This is a genomic window from Nocardioides psychrotolerans (assembly GCF_900113685.1).
Classification (GTDB): Bacteria; Actinomycetota; Actinomycetes; order Propionibacteriales; family Nocardioidaceae; genus Nocardioides; species Nocardioides psychrotolerans.
On sequence record NZ_FOQG01000024.1, the window covers coordinates 20,467 to 45,501 of the forward strand.

General features: G+C 72.0%; 13 protein-coding genes and 1 pseudogene. 6 read left to right on the forward strand and 8 right to left on the reverse strand.

Features of this window, described 5'->3' with window-relative positions; genetic code table 11:
- Nucleotides 1–102 precede the first annotated feature (102 nt).
- The 5 genes from BM204_RS20205 (at nucleotide 103) to BM204_RS20225 (ending at nucleotide 8,399) form a co-directional block, all read left to right on the forward strand.
- Nucleotides 103–1,398 (forward strand): nicotinate phosphoribosyltransferase, encoded by a 1,296-nt coding sequence (locus BM204_RS20205; RefSeq protein WP_091117193.1) that lies wholly within the window; start codon nucleotides 103–105, stop codon nucleotides 1,396–1,398.
- A complete protein-coding gene (locus tag BM204_RS20210) occupies nucleotides 1,395–1,994 on the forward strand; it encodes an isochorismatase family protein (RefSeq protein ID WP_091117195.1) in 600 nt (199 codons plus the stop codon). Before BM204_RS20205 ends, BM204_RS20210 begins: the two co-directional genes overlap by 4 nt.
- Complete coding sequence (locus BM204_RS20215) at nucleotides 1,991–2,674, forward strand: NUDIX hydrolase (protein WP_091117196.1); 684 nt, start codon at nucleotides 1,991–1,993, stop codon at nucleotides 2,672–2,674. Before BM204_RS20210 ends, BM204_RS20215 begins: the two co-directional genes overlap by 4 nt.
- A 327-nt stretch (nucleotides 2,675–3,001) precedes the next feature.
- Complete coding sequence (locus BM204_RS20220; RefSeq protein WP_091117198.1) at nucleotides 3,002–7,615, forward strand: ATP-dependent helicase; 4,614 nt, start codon at nucleotides 3,002–3,004, stop codon at nucleotides 7,613–7,615.
- Nucleotides 7,608–8,399 carry a DNA-formamidopyrimidine glycosylase family protein gene (locus tag BM204_RS20225; protein WP_091117200.1) on the forward strand — a complete coding sequence of 264 codons (792 nt, stop codon included), beginning with the start codon at nucleotides 7,608–7,610 and terminating at the stop codon, nucleotides 8,397–8,399. Before BM204_RS20220 ends, BM204_RS20225 begins: the two co-directional genes overlap by 8 nt.
- On the opposite strand, the gene BM204_RS20230 is transcribed toward BM204_RS20225, so the two are convergent.
- The 8 genes from BM204_RS20230 to rimO all read right to left on the reverse strand — a co-directional run bounded on the left by BM204_RS20230 (nucleotide 8,389) and on the right by rimO (nucleotide 24,168).
- Nucleotides 8,389–12,222 (reverse strand): reprolysin-like metallopeptidase, encoded by a 3,834-nt coding sequence (locus BM204_RS20230; RefSeq protein ID WP_091117202.1) that lies wholly within the window; start codon nucleotides 12,220–12,222, stop codon nucleotides 8,389–8,391. The genes BM204_RS20225 and BM204_RS20230 overlap by 11 nt on opposite strands.
- Before the next feature lie 123 nt (nucleotides 12,223–12,345).
- Entirely contained in the window at nucleotides 12,346–15,513 is a 3,168-nt protein-coding gene (locus BM204_RS22845; RefSeq protein ID WP_246166536.1) for a reprolysin-like metallopeptidase, read from the reverse strand.
- A gap of 124 nt (nucleotides 15,514–15,637) precedes the next feature.
- A complete protein-coding gene (locus BM204_RS20240; protein ID WP_091117203.1) occupies nucleotides 15,638–15,946 on the reverse strand; it encodes a helix-turn-helix domain-containing protein in 309 nt (102 codons plus the stop codon).
- Between the two features lie 45 nt (nucleotides 15,947–15,991).
- The gene (locus BM204_RS20245) at nucleotides 15,992–16,501 is read right to left on the reverse strand and encodes a CinA family protein (protein ID WP_091117205.1); all 510 of its coding nucleotides are present in this window, start codon (nucleotides 16,499–16,501) and stop codon (nucleotides 15,992–15,994) included.
- Between the two features lie 85 nt (nucleotides 16,502–16,586).
- The gene (locus BM204_RS20250; RefSeq protein ID WP_091117207.1) at nucleotides 16,587–19,463 is read right to left on the reverse strand and encodes an ExeM/NucH family extracellular endonuclease; all 2,877 of its coding nucleotides are present in this window, start codon (nucleotides 19,461–19,463) and stop codon (nucleotides 16,587–16,589) included.
- 91 nt (nucleotides 19,464–19,554) lie between these two features.
- Nucleotides 19,555–21,909 carry a bifunctional metallophosphatase/5'-nucleotidase gene (locus BM204_RS20255; RefSeq protein WP_218031354.1) on the reverse strand — a complete coding sequence of 785 codons (2,355 nt, stop codon included), beginning with the start codon at nucleotides 21,907–21,909 and terminating at the stop codon, nucleotides 19,555–19,557.
- Between the two features lie 136 nt (nucleotides 21,910–22,045).
- Nucleotides 22,046–22,660 carry a CDP-diacylglycerol--glycerol-3-phosphate 3-phosphatidyltransferase gene (gene pgsA / locus BM204_RS20260; protein ID WP_091117210.1) on the reverse strand — a complete coding sequence of 205 codons (615 nt, stop codon included), beginning with the start codon at nucleotides 22,658–22,660 and terminating at the stop codon, nucleotides 22,046–22,048.
- Nucleotides 22,657–24,168 (reverse strand): 30S ribosomal protein S12 methylthiotransferase RimO, encoded by a 1,512-nt coding sequence (rimO, locus tag BM204_RS20265; protein ID WP_091117211.1) that lies wholly within the window; start codon nucleotides 24,166–24,168, stop codon nucleotides 22,657–22,659. Before rimO ends, pgsA begins: the two co-directional genes overlap by 4 nt.
- A 641-nt stretch (nucleotides 24,169–24,809) precedes the next feature.
- On the opposite strand from rimO, the pseudogene BM204_RS23350 reads away from it, so the two are divergent.
- Nucleotides 24,810–25,035: pseudogene (locus BM204_RS23350) on the forward strand (ISL3 family transposase); the annotation flags it as partial.

Below are 25,035 nucleotides of genomic sequence, written 5' to 3' on the forward strand. Positions count from 1 at the left end.
GCGCTCGACCTCGATCGGGTACCTCCACGCCGAGTGCCTTGATCGCATCCGTGCGACCAGTTATGGTCATCATGACTGCAACTGGAGGTGAGGAGCGCGCGCATGGATGTCTCGCCAGGACTGCTCACCGACCGCTACGAGCTCACCATGCTCTCCTCCTTCGTCACCGACGGTCGCGTGGACCACCGCGCGGTCTTCGAGGCCTTCTCGCGACACCTCCCCGACGGGCGCCGCTACGGCCTGCTCGCCGGGCTCGGTCGGCTGCTGCCACTGATCGCCAGCTTCCGTTTCAACGCTGACGAGGTCGCGTGGCTGCGCGCCGAGGGGGTCGTCAACGATGTCACGGCCGCCTACCTGCGCGACTTCCGCTTCACCGGCGACGTCGACGGCTACCGCGAGGGCGACCTGTTCTTCCCGCACAGCCCCGTGCTGACCGTCACCGGCACGCTCGGTGAGTGCGTCGTGCTCGAGACCCTCGTGCTGAGCGTGCTCAACCACGACACCGCGATCGCCAGCGCGGCAGCCCGCATGGTCACGGCCGCTCAGGGGCGGCCACTGGTGGAGATGGGCAGCCGACGCACGCACGAGGAGGCCGCGATCAGCGCAGCGCGCGCGGCGTACGTCGCGGGGTTCGCCTCGACGAGCAACCTCGCCGCCGGTCTCCGGCACCGCGTGCCGACCGTCGGCACGGCCGCCCACGCGTTCACGCTGGCCTACGCCACGGAGGCGGAGGCCTTCCGCAGCCAGGTCGCCGCGCAGGGCGTGAGCACCACGCTGCTGGTCGACACCTACGACATCGAGCAGGGCATCCGCGCGGCCGTGGCCGTCGCCGGGCGTGACCTCGGCGCCATCCGCATCGACTCCGGCGACCTGGCCGAGGAGTCCCACCGGGCCCGCATCCTGCTCGACTCCCTCGGTGCCACCTCGACGCGGATCATCGTGACCAGCGACCTCGACGAGTACGTCATCACCGCGCTCGCCGACGCCCCCATCGACGGCTACGGCGTCGGCACCCGCGTCGTCACCGGCTCGGGCCACCCGACGGTGAGCCTGGTCTACAAGCTGGTCGCGGTCGCCGACTCCACCGACGCACCGCTGCGGCCGGTCGCCAAGAAGTCCGCCGACAAGGCCTCGTCGGGCGGTCGCAAGACCGCGCACCGCACCTACGACGGCAGCCGTCTCGTCACCGAGACGTTGACCGTGGCCCCGGACCTCGAGGACACCGTGCAGGTCCCGCTGATGCGTGCGGGGCGGATCGTCCACGAACCCACGCTCGAGGAGGTGCGCGCGCACGCGGCCGCCTCGCTGGCCAGCCTGCCACCGTCCGCGCACGCCGTGAGCAACGGGCCGCCGTACCTCACCGCCCGGACCACCACCGACCCCCAGGAGGCCCCATGACCGTCATCACCCCCGTCCGACGCGCGCTCCTGGTCGTCGACGTGCAGAACGACTTCGTCGAGGGCGGCTCGCTCGCCGTGACCGGTGGGCGTGACGTCGCGACGCGCATCAGCGCCCACCTCGCCGAGCACGCCCGCGACTACGTCGTCGTGGTCGCGTCGCGCGACTGGCACGACGCGGACAGCACCAACGACGGCCACTTCGCCGAGCCGGGCACCGAGCCCGACTACGTCGACAGCTGGCCGGCCCACTGCGTCCACGACGACGTCGGCAGCGACTTCGCACCGGAGCTGGCCGTCGACCAGGTCACCCACCACGTCCGCAAGGGCCGCGGCGAGGCGGCCTACTCCGCCTTCGAGGGCGTCACCGATGCCGACCAGCGGCTCGTCGACCTGCTCCGGTCGGAGGGCGTGACCGATGTCGACGTCGTCGGCCTGGCCACCGACCACTGTGTCCGTGCGACCGCTCTCGACGCGCGACGCCACGAGCTGGGTGCTCGGCTGCTCGACGGCCTGCACGCCGGCGTCGCGGCCGTGCCGACCGAGGCGGCGCTCGCCGAGATGCGGGCCGTCGGGGTCGAGGTGGTCGCGCCGTGACGCACCCACCGTTCGCCGTCGCGGTCGACCTGGCCGTCTTCACCATCCGCACCGACGCGCTCTGTGTGCTCCTGGTCGAGCGCGGCGAGGAGCCGTACGCCGGCACCTGGGCGCTGCCGGGCGGCTTCGTCCACCCCGACGAGGACGCCGAGACCGCCGCGTGGCGCGAGCTCCACGAGGAGACCGCGGTCGAGCGCTTCGCGGGGCACCTGGAGCAGCTGCGCACCTACTCCGCCCCCGACCGCGACCCGCGGACGCGCGTGGTCTCGGTCGCCCACGTCGCGTTCGCGCCCGACCTGCCCGAGCCCGCGGCCGGCTCCGACGCCGCTGTTGCCCGGTGGTGGGAGGTCTCCGCGCTGCCCGGGCTCGCGTTCGACCACGCGACGATCCTGGCTGACGCGCTCGAGCGGGTGCGGGCCAAGCTGGAGTACACGACGCTCGCGCTGGAGTTCGTCCGCGAGCCGTTCACCCTCCCGGAGCTCCGGGCCGTCTACACCGCCGTGTGGGGCCGGCCCGCGGACCTGGGGAACTTCCGCCGCAAGGTGCTCGGGACCGCGGGGTTCGTCGTACCGACCGGGGAGCGGGGGCCGGCCTCCGAGTCCGGCGGTCGCAAGGCATTGCTCTACCACCGTGGTGACGCCACCGTGATCCAGCCGCCGATGTTGCGGCCGTCGCTCTGAGGTGGGCGCCCTGAGGCGGTCTCGTTCGTCGGGGGAGTTCCCCTGGCGACACGCCACCTCCCTCGGGGTGCACGCCGTGGGAAGTGGCGGTTCGTCTGCGTACCTTGATGGAGCGGCCGCCCTGAACCACCCCGGTCGACCGACGAGACGGGACGTTGACCGCCAGTCCCCCCGGGCAGTTCAGCCCGTACGTCGGTCCGCTCACGCTCAGCGCCGGGTCGGCCCGCGCGAACTGCCTGCGCTCCGGAGGTCGAGGCCGCAGTCCGGGCCTTCACCCCGACGGGCGACCGACATGGCGCTGTCGGTGCCGTAGGACAAGATTGGGACGTGCCGACGCCCACCTCCGCCCTCGACCGGTTCAGCGAGCCGACGCGCACCTGGTTCGGTGCGGCGTTCGCCGAGCCGACGCCGGCGCAGGCGGGGGCCTGGGAGGCGATCGGGGCGGGTCGGCACGCGTTGGTGGTCGCGCCGACCGGCTCCGGCAAGACGCTCAGCGCGTTCCTCTGGTCGATCGACCGGCTGCTCACGACGCCGGTCCCCGACGACAAGACCAAGCGCTGCCGGGTGCTCTACATCTCCCCGCTCAAGGCGCTCGCGGTCGACGTCGAGCGCAACCTGCGGGCCCCGCTGACCGGCATCCGGCACACCGCCGACCGCCTCGGCACGCCGGTGCCGGAGCTGCGGGTCGGGCTGCGCAGCGGCGACACGAGCGCGGGTGACCGACGCAAGCTGGTGACCCAGCCGCCCGACATCATGATCACGACCCCCGAGTCGCTGTTCCTGATGCTGACCAGCCAGGCCCGCGAGGCACTGCGTGGGGTCGAGACCGTGATCATCGACGAGGTGCACGCCGTCGCCGGCACCAAGCGCGGCGCCCACCTCGCGCTGTCGCTGGAGCGGCTCGACGAGCTCCTCGACACGCCTGCCCAGCGGATCGGCCTCTCGGCCACCGTGCGCCCGCTCGAGGAGGTCGCCCGCTTCCTCGGCGGCCAGGCGCCGGTCGAGGTCGTGGCGCCACCTGCCACCAAGGAGTGGGACCTCAAGGTCGTCGTGCCCGTCGAGGACATGACGGCCCCGGGCGGCTTCGACGAGACCGCCGGCGCCGAGGAGGGCGCGGGCCGCAACACCAGCATCTGGCCCCACGTCGAGGAGAGCGTCGTCGACCTGATCGCCGAGCACCGCTCGACGATCGTCTTCGCCAACTCCCGTCGCCTCGCCGAGCGGCTCACGGCCCGGCTCAACGAGATCGCGACCGAGCGCGCCGACCTCTCGGCCGAGGAGGACGGCGGCCCGCCGGCCCGTTCGCCGGACCGCCGCAAGCTCCCCGCGCAGGTGATGGCCCAGGCCGGCCTGGCGGGCAGCTCGGCCGACGACCCCGGCACCACCGTCATCGCCAAGGCCCACCACGGCTCGGTCTCCAAGGAGCAGCGCGCGCTCATCGAGGACGACCTCAAGCGTGGCCGCCTCCCGGCGGTGGTCGCCACGAGCAGCCTCGAGCTCGGCATCGACATGGGCGCTGTCGACCTGGTCATCCAGATCGAGTCACCGCCGTCGGTGGCCAGCGCCCTGCAACGCGTCGGCCGGGCCGGCCACCAGGTCGGCGAGACCAGCCGTGGGGTGCTCTTCCCCAAGCACCGCGGCGACCTCGCCCAGACCGCGGTCGCGGTGCAGCGCATGCGCACCGGTGGGATCGAGTCGCTGCGGGTCCCGACCAACCCGCTCGACGTGCTCGCCCAGCAGGTCGTGGCCGCGACGGCCCTCGACACGTGGGACGTCGAGGAGCTCTTCGCCCTGGTGCGCCGCAGCGCGCCGTTCGGCAACCTGCCCCGCTCGGCCTACGACGCCACCCTCGACCTGCTCAGCGGGCGCTACCCCTCCGACGAGTTCGCCGAGCTGCGTCCCCGCATCGTCTGGGACCGCACCACCGGCAGCATCACCGGCCGCCCAGGAGCCCAGCGGCTCGCGGTCACCAGCGGCGGCACGATCCCCGACCGCGGGCTATTCGGGGTCTTCCTCGTCGGCGTCGAGGGGCCGGGCAAGCGGGTCGGCGAGCTCGACGAGGAGATGGTCTATGAGTCACGGGTCGGCGACATCTTCGCGCTGGGCGCGACGAGCTGGCGCATCGAGGACATCACCCACGACCGGGTCCTGGTGACCCCGGCCCCGGGCATCCCGGGCCGCCTGCCGTTCTGGAAGGGCGACACGCTCGGTCGGCCGGCCGAGCTCGGTGCCGCCATCGGCGCCTACACCCGTGAGCTCGGCGCGATGCCCCGCCCCGCGGCAGAGGCGCGGGCGCGGGCCGACGGGCTCGACGCCTGGGCGGCCGGCAACCTGGTCACCTACCTCCACGAGCAGCTCGAGGCGACCAACGTCCTGCCCAGCGACACCACGATCCTGGTCGAGCGCTTCCGCGACGAGCTCGGCGACTGGCGCCTGGTCGTCCACTCCCCCTACGGCGTGCCCGTCCACGCGCCGTGGGCGCTGGCCATCAACGCCCGACTGCGTGAGCGGCACGGCGTCGACGGGCAGGCCGTCGCCTCCGACGACGGCATCGTGATCCGCATCCCCGACACCGACGCCGAGCCACCCGGCGGCGACGTGATCGTCTTCGAGGCCGACGAGATCGAGGACCTGGTCACCCAGGAGGTCGGTGGCTCAGCCCTCTTCGCGGCCCGTTTCCGCGAGTGCGCCGCCCGCGCCCTGCTGCTCCCCCGCCGCGACCCCGGGCGACGCTCACCCCTGTGGCAGCAGCGCCAGCGCTCGGCCGCGCTGCTGGAGGTCGCCGTCAAGTACCCCTCGTTCCCGATCGTCCTCGAGGCCGTGCGCGAATGCCTCCAGGACGTCTACGACCTCCCGGCCCTGCTCGCGCTCATGCGCTCGGTCGACCGACGCGAGGTGCAGGTCGTCGACGTGGCGACCCACAGCCCCTCGCCCTATGCCCGCAGCCTGCTCTTCGGCTACGTCGCCCAGTTCGTCTACGAGGGCGACTCCCCCATCGCCGAACGCCGCGCCGCTGCCCTCTCGCTCGACCAGGGCCTCCTCGCCGAGCTGCTGGGCCGCGCCGAGCTGCGTGAGCTGCTCGACCCCGACGTGCTCGCCGAGGTCGAGGCAGAGCTCCAGCGCCTGGCCCCGGAGCGCCGGGCCCGCGACGCCGAGGGGCTGGTCGACCTGGTGCGGCTGATCGGTCCCCTGTCGACCACCGAGGTCAACGACCGCACCACCGACGGCGCCGACGTCGACGGCTGGCTCGAGGCCCTCACCGACGCGCGACGCCTGGTCGAGGTGAGGCTGGGCGGCGAGCCACGCTGGGCCGTGGTCGAGGACGTCGCGCGGCTGCGGGACGGGCTCGGCGTGCCCGTGCCCGCGGGCACGCCCGACGCGTTCGCCGAGCCCGTCGAGGACCCCCTGGCCGACCTGGTCTCCCGCTTCGCCCGCAGCCACGGGCCGTTCACCACCGGCCAGGTCGCCGAACGGCTCGGCCTCGGCACCGCCGTCGTACGCCACACGCTGCAGCGGCTGGCCGCCCAGGGCCGGGTGCTCGAGGGTGAGTTCCGACCGGCCGGGTCCGGCTCGGAGTGGTGCGACGCCGAGGTGCTGCGCAAGCTGCGGCGGCGGTCCCTGGCCCGGCTGCGCAAGGAGGTCGAGCCGGTCGAGCCCGAGGCCCTGGCGCGGTTCCTCGGTGCCTGGCAGCACGTCAGCGGCTCCGCCAAGCCCGGCCGTGGGTTGCGCGGCATCGACGGCGTGCTCAGCGCGGTCGACCAGCTGGCCGGCTGCCCCGTGCCGGCGAGCGCGCTGGAGCCGTTGGTGCTCGGCTCCCGGGTCCGCGATTACTCCCCCGCCTTCCTCGACGAGCTGACCGCGTCGGGCGAGGTGCTCTGGGCCGGCCACGCCGCGCTGCCCGGCTCGGACGGCTGGGTCTCGCTGCACCTCGCCGACTCCGCCCACCTGACGCTGCCCGACCCGGCTCTCGTCGAGCACGCCGACCTCCACGACCGGGTCCTGGAGTCACTCACCCCGGGCGGCGCCTGGTTCTTCCGCCAGCTCTCCGACGCGGTGGGTTCCACCAACGACGCCCAGCTCTCGGCCGCGCTCTGGGAGCTGGTGTGGGCCGGTCGCATCAGCAACGACACCCTGGTCCCCCTGCGTGCCCTGACCCGCTCCGGCACCCCGAGCCACCGCAGCAAGCGCCCCCCGCCGCGCTCGGGTCGCGCCGGACGCCCGATCCGCACCGGCCCGCCCGAGACCGCCGGCCGCTGGGCGCTGCTGCCCGCGATCGACACCGACCCGACCCGTCGCGCCCACGCAACCGCGGAGAGGCTGCTCGACCGCCACGGCGTGGTCATTCGTGGCGCGGTGATGAGCGAGCGGGTCCCCGGCGGCTTCGCGGCCGTCTACAAGGTGCTCTCTGCCTTCGAGGACTCCGGGCGCTGCCGCCGGGGCTACTTCGTCGAGGGCCTCGGTGCCGCCCAGTTCGGCACGGCCGGCGCGATCGACCGGCTGCGCACCTTCTCGGTCTCGACCGGCACCCACGAGGACGGCGTCAAGCCGACCGCCGTCGCCCTGGCCGCGACCGACCCGGCCAACCCCTACGGCGCCGCCCTGGCCTGGGCGCCGTCCACGGGGGTCGCCGACGGCGACCGGGCCGGCCACCGCCCGGGCCGCAAGGCCGGCGCGATCGTGGTGCTCGTCGACGGCGCCCTCACCCTCTACGTCGAGCGCGGCGGCCGCACCCTGCTCACCTGGACCGACGACGTCGACCTGCTCACCCCGGCCGCGGCAGCCCTGGCGGAGGCCGTCGGCCGTGGGTCGCTCGGCCGACTGACGGTCGAGAAGGCCGACGGCGCCGCGCTGCTCGGCAGCGGCTCGACCCCGCTGCGCGAGGCGCTGCACTCCGCCGGCTTCCTCGCGACACCCCGCGGGCTGAGGTTGCGCGGTGCCTGAGGGCGACACCGTCTACCGCACCGCCCGGTTGCTCGACCGTGCGCTCCAGGGCTCGCTGCTGACGAGCACCGACTTCCGGGTGCCCCAGCACGCCACCGCCGACCTCGCCGGCGGGCTGGTCATCGGCACGGTCTCGCGCGGCAAGCACCTGCTGACCCGCATCACCCGCGACGACGAGACCTGGACGCTGCACACCCACCTCAAGATGGAGGGTGCCTGGCGGGTCTTCACGGCCGGTCAGCGCTGGAAGCGACCGGCCCACCAGGCGCGGGTCGTGCTCGAGGCCGGAAGCACGAGCGCCGTCGGGTTCTCGCTCGGCATCGTCGAGCTGATCGCCACCGCCGACGAGGCCGACGTCGTCGGACATCTCGGTCCCGACCTCCTCGGTCCCGACTGGGACGAGGAGGAGGCCGTGCGCCGGCTCCGCTCCGACCCCGACCGCCCGATCGGTGAGGCGCTGCTGGACCAGACGCTCCTGGCCGGCATCGGCAACATGTACATGGCCGAGCTGTGCTTCGTCAGCGGCCTGCACCCCCGCACGCCCGTGGGCCAGGTGACGACGTTGCCGCGCGTCGTGCGACGGGGGCAGCAGATGCTCGTGCTCAACAAGGAGCGCGCGCAGCAGACCACCACCGGCAACCTGCGCGAGCCGATGTGGGTCTACCGCCGCGACCAGGCGCCGTGCCGGCGCTGCCGCACCGCGATCCGGGTGGCCATGGTGGGACCACCCGGTCGCGAGCGGGCGTCCTACTGGTGCCCGTCGTGCCAGCCCGTCAGCGGGTGAGGACGCCCAGCCCCTCGATCCGCACCGGTCGTCGGTCCACGGTCACCAGCCGCACCGTGCCGCTCACGGGCGTCGCGAAGCCTTTGAGCACGAAGAGCACCTGCGAGCGGGGGGCGTCGTCGGTCAGCACGAGCGTCGTCAGAAGCCGCTTGCCCACCAACACCTTGACCCGGCCGTTGCCCGGCGCGGTGCCGGCCACGACGGCGAGCCTCGTCGCACCACGGACCTGGTAGGTCAACCGGGCGTTGCGCGCCTGGGTCCTCAGCGCGAACCCGCGGTAGGCGCCCGCGACCTTGCCACCGCTCCAGCCCGCGGTCGCCCTGGTCAGCGCCCGTGCGCTCTGCGGCACCGTGAAGCGCCGCGACGCCGGAGTGGCGTCGACCTGTCCGGAGGCATCGCGAGCGGCCACCCGGAAGGTGTGCATGCCTGGCTCGAGACCGCTCAGCACGACCCCGGCCGCGCTGCAGTCGAGCGTGCGCGTGTCGATCCGGCACGCGAAGGTCGAGCCCTCAGCCGACGAGGCGTAGCGGACCTCCGGACGACGCGCCAGGACGAAGCCGTGCTGCGGCAGCCCGCCGGTGATCCGCGTCTGCGGCGGGGGCCCTGCGGCCCCCCTCGTGGCAGTCACCTCCACGTCGTCGGCGGCAGTGTCGCGGGCATAGCGCCCGCCCACCACCGTCCCGACGTCGTACGTCGATCCGCTCACCGAGGTGGGCAGCTCCGCGGCGCACTGCGCGGTGCCCGAGAGCGGGCCACCGGTCACGGGCGCGGTGCACAGCGTCGCGCCGTCGGCCCGGTCGACGAAGCGGACCGTGGCGTTGGTGACGACCCCGCGACTGCCGTCCGCGGCGTCGGTGACCGTGGTCCGGAGCTGGACGCTCGCCGTGTCGGAGGGGGCCGAGGCGGCCCGGTCTCCGGTGAAGGCCACCGTCGCGTCCTCGGCCCTGACGGTCACCGGGATCGTCTGCACGGCGAGCCCGCCGCCGGTGCCGGGCTCGCGCACCTCGAGGGTCGCGGTCGCGACCCCCAACGGTGCGGTGACCGGGCCGGTCACGGCGAAGGTCGCCGTCGCGGGCCGGATCCCGTCGGCCGTCGCCGATGTGCGGGTCGCGACGAGGCCGGGCACGCCGGCCACGGTCGCGGTCAGCTGGTCGGCGTCGACGTCGCTCGACGTGGCGGTGACGGTGACCCCGGTGAGGGTGTCGCTGTACTGGACGGCGCCGTCGGGGGCATCGGTCACGGTGAGCGCGCCTTCGATCGCGAAGTCGGCGTCGGTGACGTCGAAGAAGTAGTTGCCCACCGCCTCGATCTTGATCCGGGCACGCGTCGTGGAGACCGACGGCAGCGCGACCGCCTGGGAGCCGTCGTTGGGGGTCGAGGCGGCCAGGACCAGCGGGAACGTGGCGCCCCCGTCGGTCGAGAGCGAGATCTTGACCATTGGAGCGAGGGTCGCGGCAGCGGTGCCGGCCACGTTCCAGGTCACGGTCTCCATCGCCCCGGCCTGCGCCGGGGTGCCGGCCGTCGCACGCGAGGTGGCCAGGAACGGCCCGGCCGCGGTGTTGACGGTGAGGGTGACGTCGTCGGAGCTCGCGCCGCCCCCGGTGGGGAAGCCGTCGCGGGCGGTGAGCCGGAAGTTGAGCTCCGAGCCGAGCAGGGCGTTGCCGTAGTCGGCGGTGGGCAGGAACTCCGAGAAGCACTCCACGACCGGCACGGGCACGGCGACCGCCACATCGGCCGGGGCCGACGGGCAGGAGCCTGTCTTGGCGTTGGTGTTGCCGGCGACGACCTGCGCGAGGTCGGGGAAGGTGCGCGACGGGTTGCCGTCGGCGAGGTTCAGGTCCGGTGAGGGTGACTGGAGCGACTCCTCGCGGCTGACGTCGGCGTAGCGTCCGAAGACCCGGAAGAGCGGTCCGACGGTCTTGGTGTTGTCGACCAGGGACGTGCCCTGGGCCTCCAAGCCCACGTCGTTCTGCTCCCACAGGTAGGTCAGCGTGGTGCCCGCGTCGAGGTCGCTGCCGGAGCCGGTGAGCGTGAACGGCGTCCGGGCGGGGATCGTCTTGTCGGCCGGGGCCGTCGCGGTCGGCGCGTGGTTGGACGTGGTCTGCACCACGTTGCCCCGGTTGCCCCCGGGGCCGCCCTGCTGCTGGACGCCGATGAACGCCGACATCCCCGTGACGCTGAGCACCTCCAGGCGCGGGACATCCTGGCCCGCGCCCACGCCGGGGTTGTCGAAGAACAGCTGGAAGCCGCCGTCGTTGGGCGTCGCGGCACCGTCGTAGCCACCGAGGGTCGGGACCCGACCGGTCAGGGTGTTCATCTTCAGCTGGAGCTGCAGCGCGTTGTAGGTGGAGTCGTTGGTGATCGTGACGGCGCGTCCCTCGAAGCCCAGCGTCACGGCGTCCGTCGGTGCGTCGAAGTCGCGGAACGACACGGTCTGCACCTCGTCGACGGTCGACGGGGTGGCGGTGACCACCGCGGTGATCTCGTCGATGCTCCGCTGCGAGAAGTAGGGGTCCGAGTGCGGCTGGAGGTTGTCCTGACCACAGATGCCGGCGTAGGCCATGACCGAGGAGCCCGAGCCGGGCTCGACCGACGTCGCGCCGTTTCGGTTGGTCAGCGAGCAGTTGACCTGGTTCCCGTCGAAGGTGTGGTTGCCCCCCATCTGGTGACCGATCTCGTGCGCGACGTAGTCGACCGCGTAGAAGTCGCCCTTGGGATCCGGAAGACCGGTGCAGCCCGAGGCCTTGCTCGATCCACCGACGACACCGAGCCCGGCGATGCCGCCACCGTTGATGCCCAGGCCGATGTGGCCGATGTCGAAGGAGTCGGCGCCGACGATCTGCCCGAGGACGAACTCGGTGCGCGTCAGCAGGGCGCCGGTGCACCCACCCGTCTCGGGGTCCAGGTCTGCCGCGTCGTAGCAGCCGTTGAGGCCGCACGGCCCGTTCGGTCCCGTGGCCTTGACGAGGGTGTCGAGATTGAGGTCCGGGGTCTGCTCGATCAGCTGGAAGCGGATGGCGAGGTCGTCGTTGTAGACCTGGTTGACCCGGTTGATCAGGGTGTTCTTGGCTGCGAGAACGTTGGCGCTGCCGAACTCCTCGGCATAGCTCGGGTCCGTGACCAGGGCCAGGCGGAAGGTGCGTCGCTGCACCAGCTCGCCGGCGCGGGCGGCCAGGTCGGTGCCCGGTGCCGTCGACAGGATGTCGGCGGTGTCGCCCAGGTCGCGCTCGACGAACGTCTCGGCGGAGCGCGGGACGGCCGTGCCGAAGTAGCTCAGGTGCTCGGTGACCCCACGACCACGGTAGGCCGGGTCGACGTACCAGGAGCGCGCGCCGAGCGGGCCACGCACGGAGGCGTGGAAGCCCAGCGGGGTCAGGTCGAGGCGAATCGTGCGGGTCGGGTCGGTGACACCGGTGCCGGCGTAGGTGCGGATCTCCGGGTGACGTGCGGCCAGGGCGGGGGCCATGACGGAGTCCTCGACGACCGAGAAAACCTGGCTGCCGCCGGTGGGTGTCGGCACGACCACGCGCAGCGGGTCGCCGGCCACGGACCCGGTCGCGGGCGTCAGCGCCGCCCTCGCCCTCGGGGCGTCGAGCCGGAAGGCCTGGTACGCACGCGGCATGACCGTGACCGCGCGGGACCGGTCGAGGCGGAAGCCGGCGAGCCGGTCGAAGAGCCGGGCGGCCGGACGGTCCTCCGCGCGCGGCGCAGCAGCCGCGGTCGGACCCGCCTGTGCCGGGGCACCCAGGAGGAGCGGCAGCAGCGCGGCGGCCAGGGCCAGGACGACGGCGATGCACAGCGGACGGAGGGCGCGAGAGACCACGGTGAGCCACCTAGGCGAAGGGTGAGACAGGGGCGGGAAAGGTCGACGATGTCGTCGACCTCCCCAACGACACCACGAAGCGGTGCTTACGGACCTCGAAACGGGAGAACCGTCGGGGGACGGCTAGCGCAGGAAGACGCCCAGCCCCTCGATGCGCACCTGCTTGCCGCCGATGGTCCTGATCGTGATGGTGCCGTTGCGCGGCGGGGAGAAGCGCTCGATCGGGATCAGCACCCGCCGGGTCAGCTTCTCGGAGTCCAGCGAGACGCGTCCGATGCGACGGTCGTCGAGGAACACCTCGACGCGCCCGAAGCCCGGACCGGTCGTCGCGACCAGAGCCACCCGTGTGGTGCGCTTGACGGCATAGCGCAGCTGGAGGCCGCTCTTCCTCGTGGTGACGTAGACCCCTCGGTGGGTCTTGGCGTCCTGTTTCAGCGCCCAGCCGGCGTCACGCTTGAGCACCTTGGGGCTCAGGGGCACAGAGAAGAGCCGCTTGGCGGGGGTGCGGTCGGCGCCGCTCGAGCTGCTGGCAGCGACCGTGAATCGGTGCATGCCGGTGGCCAGCTTCGTCAGCGCCACCTGGGCCTGCCCGCACTCGAGGGCCTTGCCGTCGAGGGTGCAGCGGAAGGTCGACCCGGGCGTCGACGACGTGTAGCGCACGGTGGTGCGGTCACCGACGAGGAACCCGTTCTGCGCGACCCCACCGGTGATGGTGGTCTGCGGCACCGTGTCGCCGGGAGTGCCGCCCGTGATCGCGAAGTCCGCGTCGCTGAGGTCGAAGAAGTAGTTGTCGACCGCCTCGATCTTGATCCGCGCCTTGGCGGTGGTGACCGAGGGCCAGGTGATCTCCTCGGCGCCGTCGTTGAGCGTCGAGGCGGCGAGCACCGTCGGGAAGGTGAGGCCGCCGTCGGTCGACAGCGAGATCTTCACGTTGGGCGCGAGGGTCTCGGCGTCGGTCCCGGCGACGTCCCAGGTGAGCTCCTCCTTCTCACCGGCCTTGGCCGGCTCGCTGTCGGCAGCGGCACGCGAGGTCACCAGGAACGGTCCGGCCGCGGAGTCGAGGGTGAGCGTGACGTCGTCGAACGACGCGCCGCCGCCGCTGGCGTTGCCGTCCCGCGCGGTCAGACGGAAGTTGAGGGCGCCGGAGAACTGCGCGTAGGCCGCCGTCGGCAGGAACTCGGAGTAGCAGTCGAGGGTGTCTCCCGTGAGCGCGTCGATCGGCAGGCCCACCGGGAGTGGGCACGCGCCCGTCTCCGCGTTGGTCGCCCCGGCCAGGATCTGCTGCACGTCGGGGAAGGTGCGCGACGGGTTGCCGTCCGCGAGGTTCTGCCCCGGTGACGGAGACTCCAGCGTCGCTTCGGCGCTGACGTCGGCATAGCGGCCGAACACCCGGAAGAGCGGACCGTCGAGCTTGAGGTTGTCGCCCAGCAGCGTCCCGACCAGCGGGTTGAAGCCCGGGTCGTTCTGCTCCCACAAGTAGGTCAGCGACGTCCCGGTGTCGGCGTCCGTGGCGGAGCCGGTCAGCGTGAAGGGCGTCTGCACCGGCAGGGTCTTGTCCGCGGGTGCGACGACGGTTGGCGCGTGGTTCGTGGTGACCACGGAGGTGCCGCCGTTGGTCTCGGGGCCGCCGTTCTGGATCACGCCGACGAAGCCGGTGACGCCACCGGTGCTGGTGCCGACACCGAGGCGCTGCACGTCGGCGGTGCCCACGAAGTCGACGGTGAAGCCCGCAGGCCCGACCGCACTGGCGCCGTCGTAGCCCGTCACCGTGCTGGCCTTGCCGGTGAGCGTCAGGATCGCGGCCTGCAGCCCGGCGGCGTTGTACGTCGTGCCCTGCGTGATCGTGACAGGCGCGACTCCCGGGTAGGTCAGCTGGAAGGTGTCGCCGGCGTCGAGACCCTTGAGGTTGACGACCTGCTGCTCGGCGAGCATGCCGGGAGCGGCAGTGGCGACGGCGGTGATCTCGTCGATGCTGCGCTGGGAGAAGTAGGGGTCGGTGTGGGGCTGGAGGTCGTCGTTGAAGCAGATGCCGGCATAGGCCTGGACCGAGGAGCCGGAGCCCGGCTCGACCGAGGTCTCGGCGTTGCGGTTGAGGCCGGCGCAGCTGCCGTTGGTGCCGTTGAAGGTGTGGTTGCCGCCCATCTGGTGACCCACCTCGTGGGCGAAGAAGTCCACGGCGTAGAAGTCGCCGTCCGGGGTGTCGAGCGCGGTGCAGCCGCCGGCCTTGTCGGCCCCGCCGACGACGCCGAGGTAGGCCACACCGCCCGAGCCGGCGCCGCTGCCGAAGTGACCGATGTCGAAGGTATCGGCACCGACGATCTGGCCGGTCACGAACTTGTTGCGGTCCAGCACGTCGCCGCCGCAGGACTCGATGTCGTCGGCGGCGAAGCAGGCATTGGCCCCGCACGGACCATTGGCGCCGGTGGCCTTGGCCAACGTGTCGAGGTTGAGCTTCTCGCTGCCGTTGACCAGGACGAACTTGATGGCCATGTCGTCGTTGTACAGGTGGCTTGCGCGGTTGACGACGGTGACCTTCTCGGCGAGGACGTCGACGCCCTTGTCGGTGAAGTACTTGGCATAGCTCGGCTCGGTCACCCACGCCATCCGGTAGACGCGCTGGGTGACGACCTCTCCGGCGTCGGCCCGCTGCGCTGCCTCGCCGGCGATGGCGTGGGCACTCTCGTTGACGCCGATCTCGTTGTAGGTCTCCTCGTTGCGCGGCAGGTCGCTCGCGAAGTAGCTCACGTGCTCGGTGACCCCGCGGCCGTTGAAGGCCGGGTCGACGTACCACGCCCGGTTGTGGTCGAGGTCGCGCACGGAGGCGTGGAAGCCGGCCGGGGTGAGGTCCATCCGGATGGTGCGGCTCGGGTCGACGGTGCTGCGCCCGGCGTAGGTCGTCAGCTCGGGATGGCGGGCAGCGAGCGCGGGCTCCATGACGGAGTCGGCCACGACCTCGAAGACCTCCTGGGTCCCCTCAGGAGTGGGTACGGCGAAGCGCAGCGCCGCAGCGCCTCGTGCGGCGGCGCGCTGGGACGGAGCCCCGGCGAGCTCGCGGCGGGCCAGGCCGGCGTCGAGCCGGACGGCGGCGAACGCGGTCGGAGCGACCCGGACGCGGTCGCCGGTCAGGGTCAGGTCTCGCAGGGTGGTGAAGACGGAGTCCGCGACCGGCGCTGGAGCGGGCGCCGGGGCAGGACCGGCCGTGGCCAGAGCGGCCGGCAGCAGCGCGAGGACGGCGGCCACCAGGGCCAGCACGAGGGAGAGAGCGAGGGGACGGGCGCGGCGATCGGACACGAGATGAGCTCCCAGGCAGGGCACGGAGGACGGACCTCGACGACCGAGTGGTCGTCAGGTGTCCCAACGAGCCCGACGGGGGGCGGTTACGCGCAGGTGCGGGTGCGGGTGCGGGTGGACCCTGTCACGCAGCGGAGGCGACGACGTCGCCCTGCGTGGTGCGCACGTGGACCGAGATCGGGGTGGCGACGAGCGCTGCCTCCTCGACGGCGACCGCGAGCGAGACCTCGCTGAGGACCTCGGACAGCGGGGCGTCGAGGGCCGTGCACAGCGAGGCGAGGAGCTCCGAGGATGCTTCCTTCTGCCCACGCTCGATCTCGGAGATGTAGCCCAGGCTGACGCGGGCCTCGGCCGAGACCTCGCGCAAGGTCATGCCGCGCTGCATGCGACGCGCGCGAAGCACGTCGCCCAGGAGCCGACGAAACAGCACCATGCGGGTCCCCTTCGGAAGATCTGTGGCCGGTGAGTAGCCCCAACGCTACCGGAGAGGCGTTTCTTCCTGACGGAGGATCTCAGCAAGCGCCGACAATCCCTCCTCGCAGGTGCGTCGTTGCACGTCCGCACGCTCACCGGAGAGCTCCAGCGCCACCACCTGGACCAGTCCGGGTCCGGCGACCGCGACGTAGACGGTGCCCGCAGGACGCCCCTCCTGCTCCCCCGGACCGGCCACCCCGGTCGTGGCGATCGCAAAGTCGGCGCCCGTCAGGAGCAGCACCCCGCTCGCCATGGCCCGGGCGCACTCCGCCGACACCACCCCGTGCCGTTCGACCAGCTCTCGGGCGACGCCGAGCAGCCCGACCTTGAGCTCGGTCGCGTAGGTGACCACACCGCCGACGTAGGTCTCCGACGCCCCGGGCACGGCGGTGAGCCGGGCCGCGAGCTGCCCGCCGGTCAGCGACTCGGCGGTCGCGAGCGACGCGCCCCGCTCGCGGAGCAGCCCGTGCACGAGCGCCGCCTCGTCCGTCGCTGCCCTGGGTTCGCGTGCCATGTCCTCGATCCTAGGAGCCCCGGACGCGCGACGGGAGCCGACCCCGCAGGGCCGGCTCCCGTCGTACGTCGGGTGGTTCGGTCGGTCAGCGGACCACGCGCACGACGTGGGTCGTCGTGGTCCCCTCCACCTCGTCGTCACCGCTGTAGGTGATCGTCAGCTCCTTCTCGCCCGCGCTGGTGAACTCCGCCAGCCGGACCGTGGCCGTGCCGCGCTCGAGCTGCACGGTGACGGGGTCGCCCTCGGCGCCGCTGACGGTGATCGTGCCGGTGGGTCGGAGGCTCCCGGCGTCCACGGTGATCGTGAGCTTGGTGCGGGTCTTGTCGACCTTGGCCGTCGGGGGCGTCTGCTTCACCGAGACCGTGGCGGGCAGCAGGACCGGCTCGTCGACCAGGTCCATGCCGACGACGACGGGGTCGTGGTCGGAGGACCGGTAGGGACCGGGCTCGTGGAAGTCCGTCGCGTGGTAGTCGAAGCGGCTGTACTCCAGGGCGACGGACTCCCCCGAGTTGATGTTCCAGATGTCGGAGCCGGTGAAGCTCTGCTGGGCCGCCGCGTTGAGCAGCACGTGGTCGAGCGAGCCCGACAGGCCGCTGAACGAGTAGGAGTACTCCTCGTTGCCGCTCAGCTGCTCGCTGTCGGCATAGCCGGCGCCGTAGAGCACCTGCATCGGGTCCTCCATCGTGTAGGCGTTGAAGTCACCCACCAGCAGGACCGACGCGGTGCCGGTCTCGTCCTGGATCGTGGGGACCCACGCCGCCAGGGCGTTGGCCTGAGCGACCCGGTCCGGGTTGGCGTTGCCCTGGCCGGTGCCGTCGTTCGCGCCGGAGCCCTTGGACTTGAAGTGGTTGACGACGACCATGAACTTCTCGCCGCCGCCCACGGGCGCGAAGGCCTGGGCGATCGGCTCACGGGCGTTGCCGAAGGCCTGTCCGTCGGCGCTCAGGGTGCCGAGCGCACGGGCCTCGCCGAGCCGGGTGAGGGCCGCGGTGCGGTAGATGATCGCGTTGGTGATCACGTCCTGCTCGGTGGGCGCGGGCAGCTCGGTCGAGGACGGGTTGGCCGCCCAGACCGGTGAGCCGGCCGCGGCGTTGAGCGCGGCGACCAGGCTCTGGGTGGCCTCGTCGGGAGTTTCCCCCAGGGCGGCGGAGTTCTCGATCTCCATCAGACCGACGACGTCGGCGTCGAGCGCGTTGATCGCCGAGACGATCTTCTGCTGCTGGCGCTGGAGGTCGACGGGGTCCCAGGCGCCGCGCTGGTCGCAGCCCCCGGCGACGTTGGTGCCGTCCCCGTCGCGACCGTAGTAGCCCTTGCAGCCGGCGTCGCCGACGTTGTCGTCGTCGGCGTCACCCAGGGTTGTGAAGTAGTTGAGGACGTTGAACGACGCGATCTTGACGTCGCTGGTGGCCTTGGCGTCGATGAGCGCCGCGTCAGGTGCGGAGGTGCGGGTGTTGACGAACGTCGTGGGCGAGGTGGTGTTGTCCGGCCCGACGACGGTCGCCGTCGGCTGGAACCGGTAGGTCGGCGCGGACGGCGAGCCGCCCTGGCTGAGGATCACCGGCGCCGTGATCGTCGTGGGTGCTCCTACGCGGACCGGCTTCGTCGTCGAGACGTACGGCGGCGTCAGGTCACCGTTGAGCAGGCAGGGCGTGGGGCGGGTGCCGCACACGCTCGCGGTGAACGACTGGGCGGTGTAGTTGGTCGACGCACCGTCGTCCAGCGTGATCGCGCGGGCGGCGTTGTCGGCTGCCACGGCGGTGGCCTCCGCCGAGCCGGCGTCAGCGACCTCGGTCGGCTGGATCAACGGCTTGTCGCCGAGCGCCAGCCCGACCTCGCCGTACTGGTTGGTGGAGAAGGTGTTGGTGACCGTGAAGCCGGTCCCGGTGGCGTAGAGCATGCCCTCGAGCGACTCCTTCTGCGCGTCGGTCGCGGGCCAGCCGGCCGTGGTGGCCGGGGTCGGTGCAGCGGCCGCTTCGGTCAGCTCGACGATGTCGGCCGCAGCGCTGACGGTGACCTGGGTCAGACCGGCGTACTCGCCGGCGACCCCGGTGACCTCGACGTGGTCGCCGGGGGCGACGGTCACCGGACCGGCGGTGCGGTCCTGGTAGACGAAGAGGCCGTCGGAGGCGGTCTGCGTCGCGAGGTCGCGGACGCCACCGGTGCCGGGGGTCTGCAGGTAGAAGCCGAAGAAGCCGCCCGAGGGGTAGGCGGCGGTGACGACGCCGGAGGTGATGACCGGGTCACCGGCCAGCGGGGTGGCCGCTCCGGTGCCTTGGATCTCGGGGATCGTCTTCTCGGTCGGCTCGGCCGGCGGCGGCTCCTCGGGACCGGAGCCACCGTTCTGGGGCGCCGGAGCCCCGGTGGTGAACTCGTCGGAGTTGTCGTCGTCGTCGGCCTTGGTCCGGGCCGCCGAGGTGGTGTTGCTCAGGACCGCGGTCGGTGCCGTCTCGAAGGACGCTGCGCCGCCGAAGCCCACGAAGTCGACGATGCCGGCACCCGTCGGCACGCTGCCGGCGGGCGGGGTGAGAGGAGCGATCGCGTCGGAGAGCCAGACCTGGCCGGCCGTGCCGCTCATCGCGATCGTGCCGGTCGCGTCGGGGGTGGGCAGCGCCTGGGTGCCACCGGCACCCTTGGCCTGCTGCACGAGGTAGTAGCCGCCCGGCGCCACGGTGCCGCTCAGGGTGGTGACCGCGCCGGCGCCGGCGCCGGCGGACGAGCGGTACTGAACCGACCAGCCGTCCACCGAGACGGGGGCGGTCGTGGGGTTGTGGATCTCGATGAAGTCGTTCGTGTAAGTGGCGCCGGAGTTGCCGCCGCCGCCGTAGACCTCGCTGATGACGAGGCTGGGGCTGACGGCCTGGGCGGGGGTCGCGATCGCGAGGCCGGTGGCGGCCACGGCGAGGCCGACGGCCGCGCCGAGAGCGCGACGTGGCGTGGACCTGAGCCTGATGTTTTCGGGCATGACGAAGCCTTCCGAGAGATGGGGGGAGGTGCTGACCGAGGTGAGCAGACCGAGGGGCCCACCGGGTCACCGGCGAGCCCCTCGGGTGGTGCTACTTCTTGACCGGCACGACGCGGATCGTGATCTTCTGGAACACGCTCGACGTCGTGGCGTTGCCGAGGTACTTGATCGCGACCGTGACCACGCCGGGCTGCTTGAAGATGCCGAGCTTGGCCGACAGGACGCCACCGTCGAGCTTCTTGGTGACGGACGTTCCGCGGTAGGTCATCTTCACGTTGCCGTTGGCGGGCATGCCGGCGGCCTTGACGACCACCTTGACCAGCGCGGCCTTGAACTGCTGGACGCTCCCGGGTGCCGTCACCGTCATCGTCGGCTTCGACTGCGGTGCCGCAGCGACCGTGACCGGGACCTCGACCTCGGTGCCGGTGGCGGCACCCTTGACGACCAGCTGACGCACGCCGGCGCCGACCGAGGCGGGCAGCGTCACGCTGACCGACGCCGTGCCGACCTCGTCGTAGATGGTGGTCTTCGGGTCCTGCCCCTCCACGAGTGCCGGCAGGGCGCTGTCGACCGGGAAGGTGCCCAGCGTGGCGCCACCCAGGGACACCGTGACGTTCTCGTCCTTGACGTCGGTCGCGTTGCTGAACGAGAACGAGGAGAGGTCGAAGGCAACGGTGTCGCCGGGCGCGTAGGCCGCCGGAGCGGCGTCACCGAAGTCCACGCCCACGGCCCGCTGGGCGTAGTCGACGGCCAGCGGGGCGTCGGCCGCGAACTCTTCGAGGTAGTCGACCATCGTCTGCAGGTCGATCTTGCCGGTGTCGCGACGGGCCGTGCCCAGGGCGAAGGCCCCGAAGTTGTCGCCACCGGAGGCGAGGAACGAGTTGACCGTGACCGAGAAGGTCTCGGCGGCGCCGATCGGGTCACCGTCGAGCGTCATGGTCGACACGCGGCTGCCCTCGGGGGCGGTCGGGTCGTAGGTGTGCTCGAAGCCCTTCGAGGCACCCAGGCGCAGGAACGGTCGCGAGGCGGTGGCCGGCTGCCACTGCTGCTCGAGAGCCTGCTTGATCTGCGCACCCGTCATGGTCATGTTGACCAGCGTGTTGGCGAAGGGCTGCACGTTGGCGGCCTGGCGGTAGGTGAGTGCCGCCGGGTAGCCGTTCGTGTTGTTGCCGAGCAGGTCGGCACGCAGACCACCGGGGTTCATGAACGCGATCTGTGCGTCGGTCTGGGAGCGCTGCACCTCCGCGACCAGGTTGCCGACGGTGGACTCGCCGCCGCGGTTCTCCACGAGGGCGGGGGCACCCTGGGCGTCGCGGCCGTTGGCCTTGGCGCGGCGGAAGTCGCCGGCCAGGTCACCGAGCTCGACGGCACCGAGCACGTTGGCCTCGGCGACCGCGGCGGACACGATGTCGGCCGTGGCCTTGTCGGGCGCGTAGGCCGGCGTCTTGACCATGGGCAGGATCGCGGTCGTGAGGCCGTCGATCGAGCCGTCGGCCGGGTCGACCTGGAAGGTCAGCTGGTTGAGGTTGACGCCGTACTGGCCTGCGGAGACGACCGGACGCGCCTTGACCGCGCGGGTGGCCCAGCCGGCGACGGGGACCTTGCAGTCGTAGGCGAGGTGCGTATGGCCCGAGACGATGGCGTCGACGTTGTCGTTGACGCCGGTGACGATGCTGCCGAAGGCCGAGGCCGGGTCGGCGGCCATCGTGGCGCAGTCGGTGGTCGGAGCACCCTCGTGGACGAGCAGGACGACCAGGTCGGAGCCCGCGGCCTTGAGCGCGTCGGCCTCTGTGTTGGTCGCCTCGACGATGTCGGTGACCGTGATGTCGGAGATGCCGGTCGGCGAGACCAGCGAGGGCAGCTCCTCGGTGACGGCGCCCACGAAGCCCACCGTGACCGCGGCGTCACCCGTGCCGAAGGTCTTGCTCCACGACGGGTCGAGGACGGGCGTGGCGGCCGGGGCGGTGGCCTTGACCTCGACGTTGGCGCCGAGGTACTTCCACATCGCGCCGCCGTCGGGGTTGCTGGCCGACTCGGCCGCGATGACGCGCTTCATCAGGTCGTCGTAGCCACGGTCGAACTCGTGGTTGCCCACGGCGGAGACCTCGAGGCCGGCCTCGTTGAGGGCGTCGATCGTCGGCTTGTCGTTCTGGATGAACGAGTCGAACGTCGACGCACCGATCAGGTCACCGGCGGCGGCGAAGACGGTGTTGGGCTGCCCCGCACGGATCTGCTTGACCGCCCCGGCGAGCACGGCTGCGCCGGCCTCGGTGCCGTTGGCCGTGAGCCGGCCGTGGAAGTCGTTGATGCCGAGGATGTTGATCGTGACCGGGTCGGCTGCGTTGGCTGCGGGGGTGGCGAGCGCCAGCGGAGTCGCGACCAGCCCGAGACCTACACCTGCCGCCAGCACGCGCGAGCCGAGACGAGCCCGAGAACTGAAGTGCACGAGGTGACCTTTCGAAGGTGAACAAGAGTGACTTTCAGCACCCTAGCCCTCGAAAGGAAGCACGACACCCCCCGGATCCTGCCCGCACGTTAACTCGCGGTGAAGTCCTCGAGCAGGAGATCGTCCGGCGAGATTCTCAGGAGGCGGCGTTGGCCGATCGCTGGCGTCGTACGTCGCGGAAGAACTCGTAGCCCGACCACATCGTCATCGCGACGGCGCCGGCGAGCAGCACCTGGGAGACGTAGAAGAGCACGTCGCCGGGCACGTCCAGCGCCCCGTCGACCTGGCGCAACGGCAGGGTGAGGAGCCCGAGGGCCAACGCCTGGAGCGTGGTCTTGACCTTGCCGCTCTGCGCGGCCGCGATCACGACGTGCTTGAGGACCGACAGGCGCAGGATCGTGACGCTCCACTCGCGCAGCAGCACGATGATGGTGACCCACCACCAGATGTCGCCGACGATCGAGAGGCCGATGAAGGCCATGCCGGTGATCGCCTTGTCGGCGATCGGGTCGGCGATCTTGCCGAAGTCGGTCACCAGGTTGCGTGCCCGGGCGATGTCACCGTCGATCTTGTCGGTGAGCATGGCCAGCGCGAAGATCACGTAGGCCACCGTGCGCCACAGCACCGAGTCGCCGCCGTCGACGAGCAGCGCCCACCCGAAGAACGGGACCATCACGATCCGCAGGGTGGTCAGGGCGTTCGGCAGGTTCCAGTTGGAGCCGGTGGACATCTGTGGGTCGACGGCGCTCATCGGGCGCTCCTCTCGACAGGAAGGGCCTCGGCGACGAGGTCGACGCCGTCGGTGGCGACCACCTCGGCAGCGACAAGGTCGCCCACGCGGGTGCCGGCAGGCAGGTCGGTGACGGTGGTGGTGCCGTCGACCTCGGGGCCCTGGTGGGCGCCGCGACCCTCGGCGACGACACCGTCGGCGTCCTCCTCGAGCGACTCCACCAGCACGAGGACCCGCTCGCCGATGCGCTCCTCCGCCCGCTGGGCGTTGAGCTCCTCGACGAGGCCGCTGACGTGCTCGACCCGGGCGCGAACCTCGTCCTCGTCGAGCTTGTCGTCGTAGGACGCGGCTTCGGTGCCGTCCTCGTCGGAGTAGCCGAAGACACCGGTCACGTCCATGCGGGCGGCAACCAGGAAGTCGCAGAGGGTCTCGAGGTCGTCCTCGGTCTCGCCGGGGAAACCGACGATCACGTTGGAGCGCACCCCGGCCTCCGGCGCGTACGAGCGCACCTGGGCGAGCAGTCCGAGGAAGCTCTCGGTGTCACCGAAGCGCCGCATGCGACGCAGCACCGTGGCACTGGCGTGCTGGAAGGAGAGGTCGAAGTAGGCCGCGACACCGGGCGTCGTCGCGATGGCCTCGACCAGGCCGGGGCGGGTCTCGGCCGGCTGGAGGTAGGAGACGCGGACCCGGTCGATGCCGTCGATCGCGGTCAGCTCCGGCAGCAGCGTCTCGAGCAGCCGCAGGTCACCGAGGTCCTTGCCGTAGGACGTGGAGTTCTCGCTGACCAGGAACACCTCGCGGGCACCCTGCTCGGCCAGCCAGCGTGCCTCGCTGATCACGTCGCTGGGGCGGCGGCTGACGAACGAGCCGCGGAAGGCCGGGATCGCACAGAACGAGCAGCGCCGGTCGCAGCCGCTGGCCAGCTTGAGCGCCGCCATCGGACCAGCGTCGAGGCGACGTCGTACGGCGCGCGGGCCGGTCGCGGGCCCGCCCAGGCCGACCGTGGTGACGTCGGCGACGTCCCCGTGGCCGGGGACCGCGGCGGTGGACGCCGCTCGGTCGACCGGTGAGATGGGGAGCAGGAGCCGGCGGTCCTGGGGGGTGTGGGGGTGGTGGACCTCCCCCGCGACGATCGAGCGCAGTCGCGCGGCGATGTCGGGGTAGTCGTCGAAGCCCAGCACGGCGTCGGCCTCGGGCAGCGACGCGGCCAGGTCCTTGCCGTAGCGCTCGGCCAGGCAGCCGACGGCCACGACGGCCTGTGCGCGCCCGCCCTGGTGGGCCGAGGCCTTGAGGTCGGCGGCCTGGAGCAGGGTGTCGACGGAGTCCTTCTTGGCGGCCTCGACGAAGCCGCAGGTGTTGACCACCACGGTGTCGGCCATCGCAGGGTCGTCGACCAGCAGGAAGCCGTCGGCCTCGAGGCGGCCAGCCAGCTCCTCGGAGTCGACCTCGTTGCGGGCGCACCCGAGGGTCACCATCGCCACGGACAGCACGGGCGGGGTGGGAGCAGCGGAAGTCGTCTCGGTCGTCATAGTCGTCTCCGAGTATGACGACCGAGCGGGGGCGACGCGAAATGCGGCTCTTGTGACTTATCCGTGGTCTTCCGAGAAGGCGACGCCCCATGGCTCGACGTCTCCTCCCAACGCGGACACCAGCACCTGATCGTGGTCGTCGATCACGACACCGGCCGCCTGGTCTGGGCAGCCGCCCTGGAGGCGTCCGATGAAGGTCGCTGCGCCCAGATCACCCAGCGGTGCCCGGCCGCCCAAGACCCACGGACCAGTCACCCGAGCCGCACTCCCTGCTGACGCGGCCGATGCCGCCGACGCGCGAACCCTGTGGAGGGCCGAGCGCCGCCAGCCCGTCCCGTGGTGACATCGGAAAGAACCCCGAGAACCGCACCGTGCACCAGCAGGTCAAACTCGACTGGATCGCTAGGACCGACCCCCGCCTGGATCAGAGAGTCACGCCGCTGCCGGTGCCCGGCCTTCGGATTCCGATCACCCGACGCCCGCCCCGGCCGACCATGACACGCGGATCAGTCACAAGAGCCCGAAATGCGGCTCTTGTGACTTATCCGTGGGTCGGTGAGCGCGGCTGAAAGGCCGAACGCCGTTCCCTGTCTAGGTTTCTGGCTTGTCAAGAGTCAGGAACTGCAGAGCAGGAGAACGGCGTGCGGAACGCCAGCCTATGGCGCGCTTTGGTGGGCGTCGATACGAGTGTGGTCATCGAGGGTGTCGAGTTCGATCAGGACGCTGATCAAGGAGCGGGTGTCCTCGTCGTTCATGTCCGCCCGCGGCGGGCCCGGCAGGGTCGTTGCGGGGTCTGTGGGGTCCGGGCGAGCTGGTACGACCGGGGCGAGGACCGGCGGCGCTGGCGTGGGCTCGACCTGGGCACCA

Excerpts from the sequence above, each read along its gene's own strand:
- BM204_RS20205 (WP_091117193.1), top strand. The coding sequence starts at position 103 with ATGGATGTCTCGCCAGGACTGCTCACCGACCGCTACGAGCTCACCATG.
- BM204_RS20210 (WP_091117195.1), top strand. The coding sequence starts at position 1,395 with ATGACCGTCATCACCCCCGTCCGACGCGCGCTCCTGGTCGTCGACGTG.
- BM204_RS20240 (WP_091117203.1), bottom strand. The coding sequence starts at position 15,946 with ATGGTGCTGTTTCGTCGGCTCCTGGGCGACGTGCTTCGCGCGCGTCGC.
- BM204_RS20245 (WP_091117205.1), bottom strand. The coding sequence starts at position 16,501 with ATGGCACGCGAACCCAGGGCAGCGACGGACGAGGCGGCGCTCGTGCAC.
- BM204_RS20250 (WP_091117207.1), bottom strand. The coding sequence starts at position 19,463 with ATGCCCGAAAACATCAGGCTCAGGTCCACGCCACGTCGCGCTCTCGGC.
- pgsA (WP_091117210.1), bottom strand. The coding sequence starts at position 22,660 with ATGAGCGCCGTCGACCCACAGATGTCCACCGGCTCCAACTGGAACCTG.
- rimO (WP_091117211.1), bottom strand. The coding sequence starts at position 24,168 with ATGACGACCGAGACGACTTCCGCTGCTCCCACCCCGCCCGTGCTGTCC.